At 60.7% G+C, this 13,995-nt stretch carries 15 protein-coding genes, 9 tRNA genes and 2 rRNA genes; 12 read left to right on the forward strand and 14 right to left on the reverse strand.

The genetic code is table 11. The annotated features are described in order from the left end of the window. Nucleotides 1-126 precede the first annotated feature (126 nt). The 12 genes from nikR (at nucleotide 127) to C7438_RS08585 (ending at nucleotide 10,522) form a co-directional block, all read left to right on the forward strand. The gene (gene nikR / locus C7438_RS08530; RefSeq protein WP_121444942.1) at nucleotides 127-675 is read left to right on the forward strand and encodes a nickel-responsive transcriptional regulator NikR; all 549 of its coding nucleotides are present in this window, start codon (nucleotides 127-129) and stop codon (nucleotides 673-675) included. Between the two features lie 290 nt (nucleotides 676-965). Next, nucleotides 966-1,202, forward strand: coding sequence for a FeoA family protein (locus C7438_RS08535; protein WP_245956598.1), 237 nt, complete (start codon nucleotides 966-968; stop codon nucleotides 1,200-1,202). Nucleotide 1,203: 1 nt separating this feature from the next. Then, complete coding sequence (locus tag C7438_RS08540) at nucleotides 1,204-1,449, forward strand: FeoA family protein (protein WP_121444944.1); 246 nt, start codon at nucleotides 1,204-1,206, stop codon at nucleotides 1,447-1,449. A gap of 110 nt (nucleotides 1,450-1,559) precedes the next feature. Continuing rightward, nucleotides 1,560-3,605: a ferrous iron transport protein B gene (feoB, locus tag C7438_RS08545; RefSeq protein ID WP_121444945.1), complete on the forward strand. Its 2,046-nt coding sequence runs from the start codon at nucleotides 1,560-1,562 to the stop codon at nucleotides 3,603-3,605. 85 nt (nucleotides 3,606-3,690) lie between these two features. Beyond that, nucleotides 3,691-4,881: a glycerate kinase gene (locus tag C7438_RS08550; RefSeq protein WP_170143675.1), complete on the forward strand. Its 1,191-nt coding sequence runs from the start codon at nucleotides 3,691-3,693 to the stop codon at nucleotides 4,879-4,881. Between the two features lie 132 nt (nucleotides 4,882-5,013). Continuing rightward, entirely contained in the window at nucleotides 5,014-5,466 is a 453-nt protein-coding gene (locus C7438_RS08555; RefSeq protein WP_252393342.1) for a MogA/MoaB family molybdenum cofactor biosynthesis protein, read from the forward strand. A gap of 328 nt (nucleotides 5,467-5,794) precedes the next feature. Then, entirely contained in the window at nucleotides 5,795-6,037 is a 243-nt protein-coding gene (locus C7438_RS08560) for a metal-sensing transcriptional repressor (protein WP_252393343.1), read from the forward strand. 178 nt (nucleotides 6,038-6,215) lie between these two features. Continuing rightward, nucleotides 6,216-7,112 (forward strand): polyamine aminopropyltransferase, encoded by an 897-nt coding sequence (gene speE, locus C7438_RS08565; RefSeq protein WP_170143676.1) that lies wholly within the window; start codon nucleotides 6,216-6,218, stop codon nucleotides 7,110-7,112. 195 nt (nucleotides 7,113-7,307) lie between these two features. Beyond that, nucleotides 7,308-8,063, forward strand: coding sequence for an amino acid ABC transporter ATP-binding protein (locus C7438_RS08570; RefSeq protein WP_121444949.1), 756 nt, complete (start codon nucleotides 7,308-7,310; stop codon nucleotides 8,061-8,063). Nucleotides 8,064-8,145: 82 nt separating this feature from the next. Further along, complete coding sequence (locus C7438_RS08575; protein WP_121444950.1) at nucleotides 8,146-9,045, forward strand: transporter substrate-binding domain-containing protein; 900 nt, start codon at nucleotides 8,146-8,148, stop codon at nucleotides 9,043-9,045. Between the two features lie 134 nt (nucleotides 9,046-9,179). Continuing rightward, a complete protein-coding gene (locus C7438_RS08580) occupies nucleotides 9,180-9,860 on the forward strand; it encodes an amino acid ABC transporter permease (protein ID WP_121444951.1) in 681 nt (226 codons plus the stop codon). Then, nucleotides 9,860-10,522, forward strand: a complete 663-nt coding sequence (locus C7438_RS08585) for an amino acid ABC transporter permease (RefSeq protein WP_121444970.1) — start codon at nucleotides 9,860-9,862, stop codon at nucleotides 10,520-10,522. The genes C7438_RS08580 and C7438_RS08585 overlap by 1 nt, the downstream gene beginning before the upstream one ends. A gap of 98 nt (nucleotides 10,523-10,620) precedes the next feature. On the opposite strand, the gene C7438_RS08590 is transcribed toward C7438_RS08585, so the two are convergent. From C7438_RS08590 to C7438_RS08655, 14 genes are all read right to left on the reverse strand, one after another. Next, nucleotides 10,621-10,911 (reverse strand): hypothetical protein, encoded by a 291-nt coding sequence (locus C7438_RS08590; protein WP_147402035.1) that lies wholly within the window; start codon nucleotides 10,909-10,911, stop codon nucleotides 10,621-10,623. Continuing rightward, nucleotides 10,839-11,687: a hypothetical protein gene (locus tag C7438_RS08595; RefSeq protein ID WP_147402036.1), complete on the reverse strand. Its 849-nt coding sequence runs from the start codon at nucleotides 11,685-11,687 to the stop codon at nucleotides 10,839-10,841. The genes C7438_RS08590 and C7438_RS08595 overlap by 73 nt, the downstream gene beginning before the upstream one ends. Nucleotides 11,688-11,986: 299 nt before the next feature. Next, nucleotides 11,987-12,424, reverse strand: coding sequence for a hypothetical protein (locus C7438_RS08600; RefSeq protein WP_121444954.1), 438 nt, complete (start codon nucleotides 12,422-12,424; stop codon nucleotides 11,987-11,989). Nucleotides 12,425-12,905: 481 nt separating this feature from the next. Beyond that, a tRNA-His gene (locus C7438_RS08605) sits at nucleotides 12,906-12,981 on the reverse strand. Nucleotides 12,982-12,985: 4 nt separating this feature from the next. Continuing rightward, nucleotides 12,986-13,071: transfer RNA gene (locus tag C7438_RS08610), tRNA-Tyr, on the reverse strand. 13 nt (nucleotides 13,072-13,084) lie between these two features. Beyond that, nucleotides 13,085-13,160, reverse strand: a tRNA-Phe gene (locus tag C7438_RS08615). 11 nt (nucleotides 13,161-13,171) lie between these two features. Further along, nucleotides 13,172-13,248 (reverse strand) — tRNA-Met (locus C7438_RS08620). Nucleotides 13,249-13,251: 3 nt separating this feature from the next. After that, nucleotides 13,252-13,328, reverse strand: a tRNA-Pro gene (locus tag C7438_RS08625). 27 nt (nucleotides 13,329-13,355) lie between these two features. Then, nucleotides 13,356-13,440 (reverse strand) — tRNA-Leu (locus C7438_RS08630). 5 nt (nucleotides 13,441-13,445) lie between these two features. Continuing rightward, nucleotides 13,446-13,521, reverse strand: a tRNA-Asp gene (locus tag C7438_RS08635). 8 nt (nucleotides 13,522-13,529) lie between these two features. After that, nucleotides 13,530-13,604: transfer RNA gene (locus C7438_RS08640), tRNA-Glu, on the reverse strand. A gap of 2 nt (nucleotides 13,605-13,606) precedes the next feature. Next, nucleotides 13,607-13,681 (reverse strand) — tRNA-Asn (locus tag C7438_RS08645). Nucleotides 13,682-13,740: 59 nt separating this feature from the next. Beyond that, nucleotides 13,741-13,857 (reverse strand): 5S ribosomal RNA (gene rrf, locus C7438_RS08650). Between the two features lie 24 nt (nucleotides 13,858-13,881). Beyond that, a 23S ribosomal RNA gene (locus tag C7438_RS08655) occupies nucleotides 13,882-13,995 on the reverse strand; the annotation flags it as partial.

Raw genomic sequence — 13,995 nt, forward strand, 5'->3', positions numbered from 1 at the left:
TTCTTACGGAAGGCTGGCATCTTCCCCTCGCGATGTGGTACAATCTTCGTAACACGAAAGGTATACCAACGGATTCGCCCGCCCTCACGCCCACCCAACCCACTCCATACGAGCGAGGGGAATCCCATGAGCGACGACCTCGTGCGATTCGGCGTATCCTTTCCGGGAAACCTCCTTCGTCAATTCGACGCCTTCCTTGCCGAACAGGGTTACAGCAACCGTTCGGAGGCCATCCGCGACCTCGTGCGGAAGGCAATTCTCGACCCCAAAAAGGTCGACCCGGAGGCGGTGGTCGCCGGCGCGATCATCGTCGCCTACGACCACCACGTAAGCAACCTTCCCGCCGTACTCATGGAACTCGAGCACACGTTTTACGACGTGATCATCTCCACCGTTCACGTCCACCTTACGCTCACGCAGTGCATGGAGGTAATCCTCGTGCGGGGGAAGTTCGCCCGTCTGGAAGCGTTGCATGAACAAATCCAGACGCTCCGGGGCGTAACCTTCAGCGAGCTTACCGTGACGTACCTCAAGGACCAACTCCGACTCGAAGACCGCACGATCGTCCGCCTAAACTACGACCTCAAGCACGAACACGACGAAAGGGACGGGGAGGGAGACCTGCGCGGCGGCCTTCCCTTGGAACCCGGGCTTCGTTCAGAACGCTCCACGTAAACGAAACGCTTCCCCTACCGACGTAAACTTGCAAACGGCGCATCGGCGCCGTTTTTTCTTTTCTCCCCCAATCCCGGCATCCGGGTTGGCGAAACGGATCGACAGAAGAAGCCGCGTTCACAAAATCGACGGAGATCTCTTCGGACGTACCTTGACACCCAGAGCGACTCCTTGATACGATAGCCTCGCGAGGAAAATGAGAATCGTTCTTGATAATTGGCAAATGCCCTTTTTTCAACACCAACTTTTAAAGAGCATTCATGTTGGAATCGTTCAAAGGAGGGTCCCCCGTGAACGAACTCCCCACCCTGGACACCCTACCCGTAGGCGGTCGAGGCAAAGTTGCGCGCATCACCGCCCCGGGACCCATCCGCCAACGGCTCCTCACTATGGGGATTACCCCGGGCACTACCCTCACCGTGCGCGGCGTTGCCCCCCTCGGCGACCCCATTGACGTCGAAGTGCGCGGATACGACCTGAGCCTTCGCCGCGAAGAAGCAAAGTACGTCTACGTCGAGGTGATCTGACATGAGCGCACGCAACGCGGTCCCCCTGGCCCTTCTCCGCCCCAACGAACAGGGGGTCATTGCCGACATCGTAGGAGGTACGGATGCGCACGTTCGCCTGCTAGAACTTGGGTTTACGCGGGGGCGGGAAGTCCGCGTCCTCAAGAACGATTTCGGGCCGCTCATCGTCGCCCTAAACGAACAACGGATCGCCCTCGGCCACGGGATGGCGCAAAAGGTCCTCGTTCGACTCTCCTGCCCGTCGTAGCGCCAACGGGTTTGACGCGACCGAAGATCTCCGCACATCCGCACAAAAGAAGGCGCGCCTTTGCCCATGCGGTGCGCACCAATCTGGGTGTACGTAAAGGAGAGGTAGGAATGGAGCCGGCCCGCACGACGCAGACGCTCACGATCGCCGTTGCCGGAAACCCGAACTCAGGGAAGACGACGCTCTTCAACGCCCTCACGGGACTCCGGCACCACGTGGGGAACTGGCCGGGGGTCACCGTGGAAAAAAAGGAGGGGCGCTACCGCGACCCCAAAAGCGGTCGCGAGGTACTCCTCGTCGACCTTCCCGGGATCTACGGGTTGGGGGCTTATGCGGAGGACGAACGCGTGGCCCGCGACTACATCGTAGGCGAACGTCCGGACGCCCTGATCAACGTCGTGGACGCCACAAACCTCGAGCGCAACCTCTTCCTCACCGTGCAGCTCCTCGAACTCACCCCCCGCGTCGTCCTCGCCCTGAACATGTGGGACGAAGTCGAGGCCCGGGGGATGAAAATCCGAACGGACCTCCTCAGCGAACGCCTGGGCGTTCTCGCCGTCCCCACCGTAGCGACGAAAAAGCAGGGGCTCGACACGCTTATGGAGGTGGCCCTCGACGTCGCCGCCCGCTCCGTGCGCGAACCCCTGCGCATCGACTACGGACCAGAGGTGGAGGAAGCCCTCGAGCGCCTCGTTCCCCTCCTCGAACGCGCGTCTGAACTGGCGGCAAAGTACCCTCTGCGGTGGCTCGCCGTAAAGTACCTCGAGGGGGACGAATACCTCGCCCGCGAAGTCGAGGACAAACTCCCCCGAGAAGCCCTTGCGGAGGTTCGGGCGATCCGCGCCCACCTGCGCGAGCGCTTGGGAGAAGACCCGGAAGTCGTCATCGCCGACCGGCGCTACGCGTTCATCGAACGCATCCTCTGCGACGTCGTCGAACGCCCGCAAGAGGCGGAAACGCTCACCTTTTCCGACCGCCTCGACCGCATCCTCACCCATCGGATCTGGGGGATCCCCATCTTCCTCTTCCTCATGTTCCTCGTCTTCGAGTTCACCTTCGCCTTGGGGAAGCCGCTGAGCGACCTCTTGGAAGAGGCGTTTTCGTGGTTCGGAGACGTGACCGGGGAGTACCTCACCGATCTGGGCGTTCACGACACGGTCGTCTCCCTCGTGACCAACGGGATCATCAACGGGGTCGGCGCCGTGGTCGTCTTCTTTCCGCCGATCTTCTTCATGTTCCTCGCGATCGCCCTCCTCGAAGACTCCGGCTACATGGCCCGCGCGGCATACGTCATGGACCGCTTCATGCGTGCCATAGGCCTCCACGGAAAGTCCTTCATCCCCATGCTCTTGGGATTCGGTTGCAACGTGCCCGCGATCCTCGCGACGCGCACGCTTGAAAGTCGGGCAGACCGCCTCACGACAATCCTCGTAAACCCCTTTATGTCCTGTACGGCGCGCCTTGCCGTTTTCGTGCTCCTCGCAGGAGCATTCTTCCCGGAACACGCGGGACTCGTCGTCTTTTCCCTCTACCTCCTGGGAATCGTCGTCGCCATCGCCGTCGCAAAATTCCTCCGTACCTTCATCTTTAAAGGCGAATCGGCGCCGTTCATCCTCGAGCTTCCGCCCTACCGCTTTCCCGACGTTCGCTCCCTCCTTTTGCACACGTGGGACCGGGCCAAGGAATTTCTGCGCAAGGCGGGGACGATCATCGTCGCTATCGTAATCCTCATCTGGGCCCTCGGAAACCTGCCGCCGGGCGTAGAGGAGAACAGCGAGGAGAGCTACATCGGACAAATCGGACAGGCCATAGCCCCTGTCTTCGCTCCCGCCGGATTCGGGACATGGGAGGCGGGCGTTGCCCTACTCGCCGGCGTGCTCGCCAAGGAGTCCGTAAACTCCGCCTTCTCTGCCGTGTACGGCGTCGATCCTGCAGAGCTGGGCCCGGCCCTTGCGGAGCACTTTACCCCCCTTGCGGCATACGCGTTCATGGTGATGACGCTCCTCTACATTCCCTGCGCGGCGACGATTGCGGTGATCCGCCAAGAAACGCAGAGCTGGAAGTGGCCGCTCATCGCCCTCGTGTACACGACCCTCATCGGATACACCCTTGCCGTCCTCGTCTACCAAGTCGGACGGCTTTTGGGGCTCGCGTAGCCGGAAGGAAGTCGCTCTCGCTCGAAAGGCGGGGCTTGCGGCCGGCGCTTCGAACGACTTCGCCCCGCTCCGAGGAGGAAAAGGCGTGCGCGTCGTCCTCGCACCGGACAGCTTCAAGGGATCCCTCACCGCGCGCGAAGTGGCGGAAATTTGGGCGCGTGCCCTGGCTGCGGTTTTTCCCGACGCCACGGACCTTCCTTTCCCCATGGCCGACGGGGGAGAGGGTACGTTGGAAGTCCTGTGCCCCGATCCGAAAGACTTACAAAGCTACGCCGTACCCGGCCCCACCGGCGCGATGGTGAGCGCGCGGTGGGGCCTTTGTCCCGAAACACCGCCTACCGCCGTCGTCGAAGTCGCCGAAGTAGTCGGATACGGTCTCGTCCGCGGCGAACGCGATCCCTATCGCTTCGGTACGTCGGGAATCGGCCAGCTCCTCCGCCACATCCTCGATCAGGGGATCCGCCGCATCCTTTTCGGACTCGGCGGAACGGCTACGGTAGACGGCGGAATGGGCCTTCTCGCGGCTTTGGGGGCGAGGTTTTTCGATGCTTCGGGGCACGAACTTCCGCCCGTCGCCGCTTCGCTCTTTCGCGTAGACCGCGTAGAGCTTACGGAGCTCGACCCGCGCCTTCGGGAGAGCGAACTCGTCGCCTTCGTCGACGTCGCCGCCCCTCTTCTGGGGCCCGAAGGCGCGGTCTTTCTGTACGGACCCCAAAAGGGGGTCCCGCAGAAAGACCTCGAAGAATTTGACCGACGTATGGCGCGCTTTGCAGAGCTCCTCCTTCGCGCCCGCGGCGATGCACGCGAAGACCTCCCGACCCATCCCGGCGCGGGGGCGGCAGGAGGTCTCGGCTTTGCCCTTGCCCTCCTGGGTGCCCGCCTCCTTCCAGGGGCGGATGCGATTGCCGAACGCATCGGACTTCCTCGGGCCATTGCCGACGCGGACTTCGTCCTCACGGGAGAAGGGCAAAGCGACGCCCAGACGCTCCAGGGAAAGGTTCCGATCGCCGTCGCCCGCTTTGCAGCCGCTAAAGGGAAGCCCGTCTTCCTCCTCTCGGGGAGTTTGGGCGATGGGGCCAACGAGCTCCTCCCGTACTTCGCCTGCCTACAGGCCGCCGTTTCCCGACCTGCGCCGCTCGCAGAACTCCTCCCGCGGGCGGCGGAAGACCTCTACGAAGCCGCCGTCCGCCTGTTTCACTGCATCGCCTGGCGGGAAAAGGCGGAAGGGTTCAGGCACCCTCTTCCCTCTGCGCGCACACCCCGCAAAACCGGCTGATCCAAAGACGACGGATCCGTCCATGTCGTACAATGGACTCGGAGGTGAAGGTCCGTGGCTCCTGAGTCCCAACTCCCCTTCCCCGACGAACATGCGCACTTCGGAGAAGACGTCGGTTCCCTCCCCTTTGCTGTGGTCACCGTAAGCGATACGCGAACGCCAGAAACCGATCGCGGCGGACGGTGGATCCGAGAACGCCTGGAAGAGGCGGGCCATCGGGTCGTCTACACCCGCATCGTCCCCGACGAGGTAGAGGCCATTCGCGAGGCGCTCGAGGAGGCCCTTGCCTCGGAAGCCTTCGGCGTGCTTTTTACCGGCGGAAGCGGCATCACCGCCCGCGACGTCACCGTCGAAGCCGTACTCCCGCGTCTGGAAAAGGTGCTTCCCGGCTTCGGCGAACTCTTTCGCATGCTGAGCTTTCGCGAAATCCACGCCCGTGCCATGCTCTCACGTGCGGAAGCAGGCGTTGTCGGCCGAAAGGCCGTGTTCCTCCTCCCCGGTTCCCTCAACGCCGTCCGCCTTGCGGTTGAAGAACTCATCCTCCCCGTCGTCAAGCACCTCTACTTCGAGCTTCATCGGCACTAAACATCCCGAAATCTCGCCGGCGCGGATCCGCCGCATGACGTCGCCGGTCCGTCACAAAAATGCCACAACTTTCCCTACGACCCTCCTGGGAAGGGAGGGTTCTATGGTTTAGAATGTGAATAAAGGAACAAACTGCGGGAGCGAGGCACATCGTGAAAACCCTGCGGGGCAAAAGAAGGTCATTTGGTCCGCAAAAGGGAGGGAGAGGACGATGACCGTACGGATGGAAGGCGACGCACGCCCTGCGAAGCCGGAGTCGCCGGAACCCGGCCGTGCTCACGGATGCGTAGGGTACGGGGCCAACGCCGAAGCCCTCTACGACCGCAAGGTGCGCAACCGATTGAAGCGCGTGGAGGGACAGATCCGCGGCGTCCTACGGATGATGGAAGAACGGCGAAGCTGCGCCGAGGTAATCTACCAACTCTCCGCGGCCCGGACAGCCCTCGATCGCGCGATCCTCTACCTTGTCGGAAACTATATGGAACAGTGCATGCGCGGCGATCTCGAACGCGGAGAGACGATCGACGGCTCCGTGGAAGAGGCCATCCGCCTCCTTCTCAAGACGCGTTGACTTCCTCACCGGAGGGGAATATCGAGCCCTACTCCGGTATGGTTGGGTAACAGAAAATGCGAGAACGTTGGCGCCCGCCTGTCCCATAGAGAGTCCTCTCGGGGGCGAGGCGGGCTTTTATGCTATACTTGCGTTGGTGCCCCGTACCGTACGAAATGCGATTCGAGGTGAACGCACGTTGGCGTCAATCCCGCCTCCCAAGCACCTCGTCCGGAGAGAGGACGGGCTTTGGCTCGTCGACGTGGAAGAAGGAGGGGGGACCCTCCTCGGGTTTCGCATCCGCGAGGTGCTCTTCGAGGCCCAAACTCCGTACCAGCACATCCTCGTGGTCGACAGCTTCGACTACGGCAAGATGCTCGTCCTCGATGGGATCGTGCAGACGACGGTGCGCGACGGATTTATCTACAACGAGATGATCGCCCACCCCCCGCTACTCCTTCACCCCGACCCCCGTCGGGTCCTCATCGTGGGGGGAGGCGACCTCGGAGCGGCGCGGGAGGTTCTCAAATACCCCGAAGTCGAGTCGCTCGTCCTCGTGGAAATCGACGCCCAAGTGGTCGAGGCGGCGCGCACCCATCTTCCCGAAATCGCCGGAAGCGGCGAGGACCCACGCCTCGAACTCCGGACGGAAGACGGCATTCGTTACCTCGAGACGGCGTCTCCCGCCCAATTCGACGTGATTCTCGTGGACTCTTCCGATCCCGTAGGTCCCGCCGTAGGGCTCTTTCAACCCGAATTTTACGCGGCGGCCAAGCGCGCCTTGCGCCCCGGGGGAATCCTCGTCGTCCAGAGCGAGTCGCCGCTGTACCACCGCTCGACCGTGGAAAGCGTGCTCACCGCCCTTCGGAAACTCTTTCACACCGTCCGCCCGTATTGGAGCGTCGTACCGACGTACGCCGGCGGATTTTGGATGTTTACGTTGGCCACGGACCTCGAAGAACTCGAGTTCCGGCGGACCCTACCCGGAAATACGAGATTTGCCACCCCTTCTGGGATCCGGGCAGCCTTCGACCTTCCTCCCTTCCTCCGCGAATGGACGGACGGGCTCTTGACCTCCCCTCCTGAAACAAGATGAAGGGAGGCGCGAACCGGAGTTTGGAAAATTGCGCCGGCCTCTGCCGGCGCATCTCTTTCTTGCGACACATTTCGGTGAACCGTATAATGTTCGTATACATGCCCAGGTTCGCCCTTCGCCGCTTCCCGCGCTTTCCCTCGGGCGGGAAGGAATGGTCCGCGGCAAAAGATTTCGGAAAGGTGGAGCGAAGCCGAGATGATTGAATTTATTCGCGTAAACAAGTTTTTCGGCAAGCTTCACGTCCTCAAAAACATCAACCTCTTCATACCGCGTGGCGAAGTGGTGGTCATCGTCGGCCCGTCCGGATCGGGGAAAAGCACGCTCCTACGCACGATCAACGCCTTAGAGCGCATCGACAGTGGCGAGGTGCGCGTAGACGGCGTGAGCGTACACGACCCGAAGACCGACGTGCGCGCCCTCCGCAAGCAGATCGGCATGGTCTTTCAGCACTTCAACCTCTACCCCCACCTCACGGCCCTGGAAAACATCGTCCTCGCGCCGACCAAAGTGCTGGGAATGGATCGGAAAGAGGCCGAGGACATGGCCCTGCAGATCTTGGAAAAGGTGGGACTCAGGGAAAAGGCGCACGCGTATCCCGGTCAGCTCTCCGGCGGCCAACAGCAGCGAGTGGCGATCGCCCGCGCCCTCGCCATGCGGCCGAAGATCATGCTCTTTGACGAGCCCACTTCGGCACTGGATCCGGAGATGGTCGGCGAGGTGCTCGAGGTCATGCGCGAGCTTGCCGCCGAAGGGATGACCATGGTGGTCGTCACCCACGAGATGGACTTCGCCCACGACGTGGCGCACCGTGTGGTGTTCATGGACCACGGGGAGATCGTGGAGGTGGCCCCGCCGGAAGAATTCTTCCGCGAACCGCGCGAAGAACGGGCGCGGCAGTTCTTACGCCGAATCCTGCGTCGCCGAATCGGCGCCGGCGCGTACTCCGACTGAGGCGCACAGGAACGCGGTACGCGAAGCAAAAGACCGGGGCGTTCCCCGAAAACACGAAACAGGAAAAAGGAGGTATCGCGAGATGCTCGAGAAGTTCTCGTGGAGGAAGTTGGGTGCCCTCTTCCTCGCCCTGTTCCTCATCGCAGGTCTCGCCGCCTGCGGTCAAGGAGGGGCGTCTACCCCTGCCGACGGCAAATCCGCAGGTACCTCTACGGGGAGTCCCACGCTCGACGCCATCAAGCAGCGGGGGAAGCTCGTTGCGGGGGTAAAGTACGATACGAAGCTCTTCGGCTACAAAGACCCTGCTACGGGGAAGGTAGAAGGCTTCGACGTCGACCTCGCTCGCCTTCTCGCCGAAAAGATCCTGGGCGACCCCAACAAGGTGGAACTCGTAGAAGTCACCTCGAAGACGCGCATCCCCATGCTGAAAAACGGGGACATCGACGTGATCATCGCAACGATGACGATCACGAAAAAGCGGATGGAGGAAATTGATTTCTCCAACGCGTACTACGTTGCCGGGCAGTCCCTCCTCGTTCCCAAGGGGTCCCGAATCCGGGGAATCCAGGACCTCGACGAAAACACGACCGTAATCGGGGTAAAGGGTTCGACGAGCGTTCAAAACATCCGCGAGAAGGCTCCTAAGGCCAAGGTAGCGGAGTACGACAATTACGCGGAGGCGTTTAACGCCCTGCGGAGCGGCAAGGGCGACGCGCTCACGACAGACAACGTGATCCTTTTGGGGATGCACCAACAAGACCCGAATTACGTGCTCGTCGGTGGGCTCTTCACCACGGAACCTTACGGGATCGGAATTCGCAAAGGCGATCGGGTCTTCGTAGAGTATGTGAACGAGTTCCTCAAGGAAATTAAGGCCAACGGGAAGTACGCGGAGATCTACAAGAAGTGGCTTCAAGAAGAACCCCAAGAAAAAGACCTCAAGGCCATCGACGGCGAGTTTACGATCCCCGAAGGGTCGTAGTCCGAGCGTCCGAGTCACGCACCACAAAAACCCCGAGGGGATAAGGGAAGGGGGGCTTCGGTCCCCCTTTCCTTGTATTCCGTAGCGTCTCCGGGCACAGTTCCCTCCGAGTTCTATACGCCGGAGGTGTTTTCATGGTCTACCTCGATCTCCTACGCGAATACGGAGACCTCTTTTGGAGCGGATTCCGCACCACGCTCGGCGTGAGCGTCGTCTCGCTTTTGGGGAGCCTGATCCTCGGTACGCTGATCGCCGGCCTCCGCATGTTCCCCTACGCCCCCGTGGCCGCCGTCGGTCGGGCTTACGTGGAGTTCGTGCGAAACATCCCCCTCCTCCTCATCGCCTTTTTCTTTTACTTCGGACTCGCACCGTTTCACATCAACCTCGACGAAATCGTAGCCGGCACCCTTGCCCTTACGATCTACACGGCGGCCTTCATCGCGGAAGCGATCCGCGCGGGGATCCATTCCCTTCCCAAGGGACAGTGGGAGGCGGGGTACGCCACGGGCCTTTCCTACGCACAAATCCTGCGCTACGTCATCCTCCCGCAAGCGTTCCGCCTCGTCCTGCCGCCCCTGGGAAACCAGTTTGTCAACTTGGTGAAGAACTCGTCCATCCTAAGCCTCATCGCAGGGCCGGAGCTTTTGTACCAGGGCGAGGCCATCGCAAACGCGACGTTCAAAACACTCCCCGTGTACACACTCGTGGCCGCCTTCTATCTCCTGCTCACGATCCCCCTGAGCCAGTTCGTACGCTACTTGGAAAAGAGGCTGAGCGGCAAGGAATTCGTCCTCGAGGGAGGGGAAGCGGCGTGATCGAGACCTGGCTCGAAGCGCTCCAACCGGCACACCTGAACTTCCTCCTCCAAGGCTTTCGGATCACGCTCGAAGTGGCTCTCATCTCCATTGCGCTCAGCTACGCCATAGGCATCGTTCTCGGAGCAACTCGATACCTCGACGTTCCCGGACTCGCCACGCTTTTTGCCGTTGCGGTGGAGACCTTGCGGAACCTCCCCATTCTCTACCTTCTCATCTTTGCCCGCTTCGTCCTCCCGACTCTCGGGATCCGCCTCGATCCCTTCTGGTCTGCCGTCGTAGGCCTAACCGCCTTTGAAGCGGCAATGATTTCGGAAATCGTACGGGCTGGACTCGCCTCCGTCGACCGCGAACAGATCGAGGCCGCGACGGCCAGCGGCTTGACGCGTCTACAGATCCTTCGTTACATCGCCCTTCCTCAAGCACTCGTCCGCATGATCCCGCCCACCGTGAGCCAGTTTATTTCTCTCTTAAAGGACACCTCCCTCGCCGTAGCCATCTCCCTGCCTGAACTCATGCACAACGCCCAGATCATCTACAACGGCGATCCCGTAAGGTACGTGCTCCCCATTTTGGCCACCACGGCAGTCCTCTACTTCAGCGTAAACTTCCTCCTCTCGCAAATCGCCCACGTCCTCGAACGCCGCCTCCTCCGCACCTGAAAAACTCCAGAGAAAAACAAAGCGCCTGCGGCGGCGCAAAAGATCTGCGGGAACGGCTTCCTTTTCTCCCCGAAGAGAGGAAAGGCCTCTCCGTGCTTTCACCGGAGAAAGAAAAACCCTAGGACGATTTCGAGAAAGATGAGGAGGAGGATCAACGTGTCGATGAGCATGAAGCGGTGGGTCATGTAGGAATCGCTCAAGAGTTCGTAGTTCCTTTCGAGGATTTCCATTTTTTCCCGAATGCTCGCCGACCATTCCTCTACACGCAGAAGTTCGAGGGCGACCTGATACAGGCGAAGGTAGTACACATCTTGCGTCACCTTGACGGCGTTGCGCACGCGGCTCGTGAATTCCGCCGTCTCGACGAGGAGTTCCATGATGTAGCGCATGACCTCTTCGTGCCGCCGTAGGCTAAAAAACCCCACGACCGCTGATTTTCGAGGATCTCGTAAAGCTTCGTAAGTTCGTCGTCGAGGAGGTCGTCATAGTAACGGAGTTCAAGAAACTGGGCATGGGCAAACTCCAAAAGCGCCCCCACGTCGGGAGCCTCTTCTGGATCGTTCGTCCACGCCGCGACGGAGGTGACGATCACGGCATCGTCCGTGTACGATACGCGGTGCCGGAGAACTTCGCGGCGCATCGCCTCGCTTAAACGCTCCGGCTCCCCCAAAAGGAGTTCCGCCGCGTCTCGTTCCTTGGGCCATTCGGGAAGTACGTAGAGGGTGAATTCGTGAACGTATTCCGGGGAACCTTCTCCTTCGAGGGCTCCGGCAAGAGACCGAACGATGTCCTCCCGAACGTCTGCAAAAACCCGCTCAAAAGGATCGTTTTCTTCGTCCTCGTTGAGTTCTACGGCCAACCGCTTTACGTCTTCCACATCCCAATTCTCCGGAAGGGAAATCCGGGCGACGAGGCTGAGAACGCCGAAGTCGTACAGGCGGGCGCGCAGGCGCCCCGAAAGCATCCGACCGGCAAGCGGCAATTCGACCTCCCCGAGGTCCACGGTGACGGGGAGGTTTTTGATTTCCAAGGAACGCGGCCGCACCTTGAGAAGGCGCATTCGCCTGACGGCCGCCTCGCGGTGTACGAACAACCTCTCCACTTCGTCCAGATGGATCTCCTGCGCCACGTTGAAAAAACGGTACACCCAAACTTCCCCGCGCATCGATCCCGTCACTCCTGGCGCGCCGATCTCCCTCCGGAAAGGTGATCCGGGGAAAGAAAAATCTCCGAAACGGGCGCGCGCAAAGAAAGTCCTTCGTAACGCCGTTCCCACGCATCGAGGACACGGGATAGAAATTCAGGCATCTTCCGTTGGTTCCGCATGCACCCCGATCCGGGCGGGCGTTCTTGGGTCGCACGTGAGGGCGGTCGCTTCCTGCTTGGAGAGAAGCTTTTCGAAGTGCCAGGCAAAAAATCACCGCCGGCGATATGGCTTCCGGCGGCAAAAACCTTTGTGTGGGTTTAAAACGGCATTTCTTCGCGTTCGGAGCCGAAAGCGCCCTTAGAAGGCGAAGACGTACCCCGTTGACCCGGGACGGCGACAAATTCGCCTTCTTTTTCCTTCCGCTTGCGGGGTCTAGGCTCTCCAGCCAGAGGAAGTTTGGCGAGGTCCGAGAGGGAGCCTACGAGAATCCCGTCCTCCAACTTGACACTTACGGCGCCCATCCTCTTCGTAGCCCCTGCAATGCGGAGGAGGTCCGAAAAGCGAATGGTGCGCGTGTACCCCGTACCCACCTTGCGCGCCGCTCGCGCACCAAGATCGTGGGGCTCCGCCCGGCGGATGCCGAAGAGGCCCCGCTCGCGATCCACGAGGACTACGACGTAGTCGGGATTTCCGATGGCCTCTACCGCTTTTCGCGATAGGGATGCGGAGCCGGTTCGGTTCACGCGCACGTACATATCCAATCCCTCCGCTGCAGCACGCCCTCGTGGAACGCGTTCATTCAGTACTTCCCAAGGCACTTTACATCCCCCCTACATCATTTTCCCTTTACCTAGTATTACACTAACACGAGGATCTTAGTACTGTCAAGGTAGAAATACCGATGGATCAGCAGAGCTGGTTACGACCAAACACGAAGAAGCACCCACCCTCATCAACGACCAAACCGAACTGCTGTAGTGAATACCTTTAGCCGCATGTCGTGCACCGCATGAGGTAAGAAAAAAAGTAAAGACCTCTCTGTCGAAAGGGCGCTCTACAGTAGGGGAACTCTGCACAACAGAAAAGCGCCTCCCGAAGAAACGGAAGGCGCTTTTTCGCCATAGAACGTGGTGTGCGGCATAGGAAGTGGACGTTTCCGAAACAAAAAAAGATGCGCTCTATTCGACAACCTCCGTCATTCCCGAAATCGGGAAGAGAGGCGTGGAGACAAATACATGGGGCGGTCGACGGGACTTGAACCCGCGAATCCCAGATCCACAGTCTGGTGCGTTAACCCCTTCGCCACGACCGCCGCATGGTGGAGGGGGAGGGATTCGAACCCCCGAACCCAAGAGGGAGCAGATTTACAGTCTGCCGCGTTTGACCGCTTCGCTACCCCTCCGCAAAGAAAAATATGGTGGCTCGGGACGGAATCGAACCGCCGACACGAGGATTTTCAGTCCTCTGCTCTACCGACTGAGCTACCGAGCCGATCCACCATATGGTAGCGGCGGTGGGGATCGAACCCACGACCTTGCGGGTATGAACCGCACGCTCTAGCCATCTGAGCTACGCCGCCAAATGGTCGGGATTGCAGGATTTGAACCTGCGACCTCTTGGTCCCGAACCAAGCGCTCTGCCAAGCTGAGCTAAATCCCGACGCATATCTCAGTATAGCACATTTCGTGGTGCGGGTGGAGGGACTTGAACCCCCACGCCATACGGCCCTAGATCCTAAGTCTAGTGCGTCTACCACTTCCGCCACACCCGCACGTTTGGCGGTGCTGACGGGACTTGAACCCGCGATCTCCGGCGTGACAGGCCGGCGTGTTGACCCCTATACCACAGCACCGGATACAGTGGTGACCCCTAGGGGAATCGAACCCCTGCTACCACCTTGAAAGGGTGGTGTCTTAACCACTCGACCAAGGGGCCATTGGCTCCGCAGGCAGGACTCGAACCTGCAGCCCTCCGGTTAACAGCCGGATGCTCTACCGTTGAGCTACTGCGGAACAGAAAAGGCGGTTCCGCATGGGGCCGCCTTGGGAATTCACAAGTTTCAGGGAGGTCAGGAAGGCAGCGACCTATTTTCCCACCCCGTCTCCAGGGCAGTACCTTCGGCGCGGGAGGGCTTAACGGCCGTGTTCGGTATGGGTACGGGTGTTTCCCCTCCGCTATGGCCACCTCCCCGCTCCCTCAAAACCGGATAGACGCTCGCAAGGCCTCGGCCAATTCGTACCCGTCAGCTCCGCGCGTCGCCGCGCTTCCACCTCGGGCCGATCTACCTCGTCGTCTCCGAGGGGCCTTACCCGGTTTACCCGGTGGG

Source organism: Brockia lithotrophica (assembly GCF_003633725.1).
In the GTDB taxonomy this organism is placed as follows: Bacteria; Bacillota; Bacilli; order Thermicanales; family DSM-22653; genus Brockia; species Brockia lithotrophica.

Bases quoted from the DNA above. Each gene is read 5' to 3' on its own strand.
- feoB (WP_121444945.1), top strand. From the start codon at position 1,560: ATGGAGCCGGCCCGCACGACGCAGACGCTCACGATCGCCGTTGCCGGA.
- C7438_RS08600 (WP_121444954.1), bottom strand. From the start codon at position 12,424: ATGTACGTGCGCGTGAACCGAACCGGCTCCGCATCCCTATCGCGAAAA.
- C7438_RS08570 (WP_121444949.1), top strand. From the start codon at position 7,308: ATGATTGAATTTATTCGCGTAAACAAGTTTTTCGGCAAGCTTCACGTC.
- C7438_RS08575 (WP_121444950.1), top strand. From the start codon at position 8,146: ATGCTCGAGAAGTTCTCGTGGAGGAAGTTGGGTGCCCTCTTCCTCGCC.
- C7438_RS08540 (WP_121444944.1), top strand. From the start codon at position 1,204: ATGAGCGCACGCAACGCGGTCCCCCTGGCCCTTCTCCGCCCCAACGAA.
- C7438_RS08590 (WP_147402035.1), bottom strand. From the start codon at position 10,911: ATGCGCTACATCATGGAACTCCTCGTCGAGACGGCGGAATTCACGAGC.
- C7438_RS08580 (WP_121444951.1), top strand. From the start codon at position 9,180: ATGGTCTACCTCGATCTCCTACGCGAATACGGAGACCTCTTTTGGAGC.
- nikR (WP_121444942.1), top strand. From the start codon at position 127: ATGAGCGACGACCTCGTGCGATTCGGCGTATCCTTTCCGGGAAACCTC.
- C7438_RS08595 (WP_147402036.1), bottom strand. From the start codon at position 11,687: ATGCGCGGGGAAGTTTGGGTGTACCGTTTTTTCAACGTGGCGCAGGAG.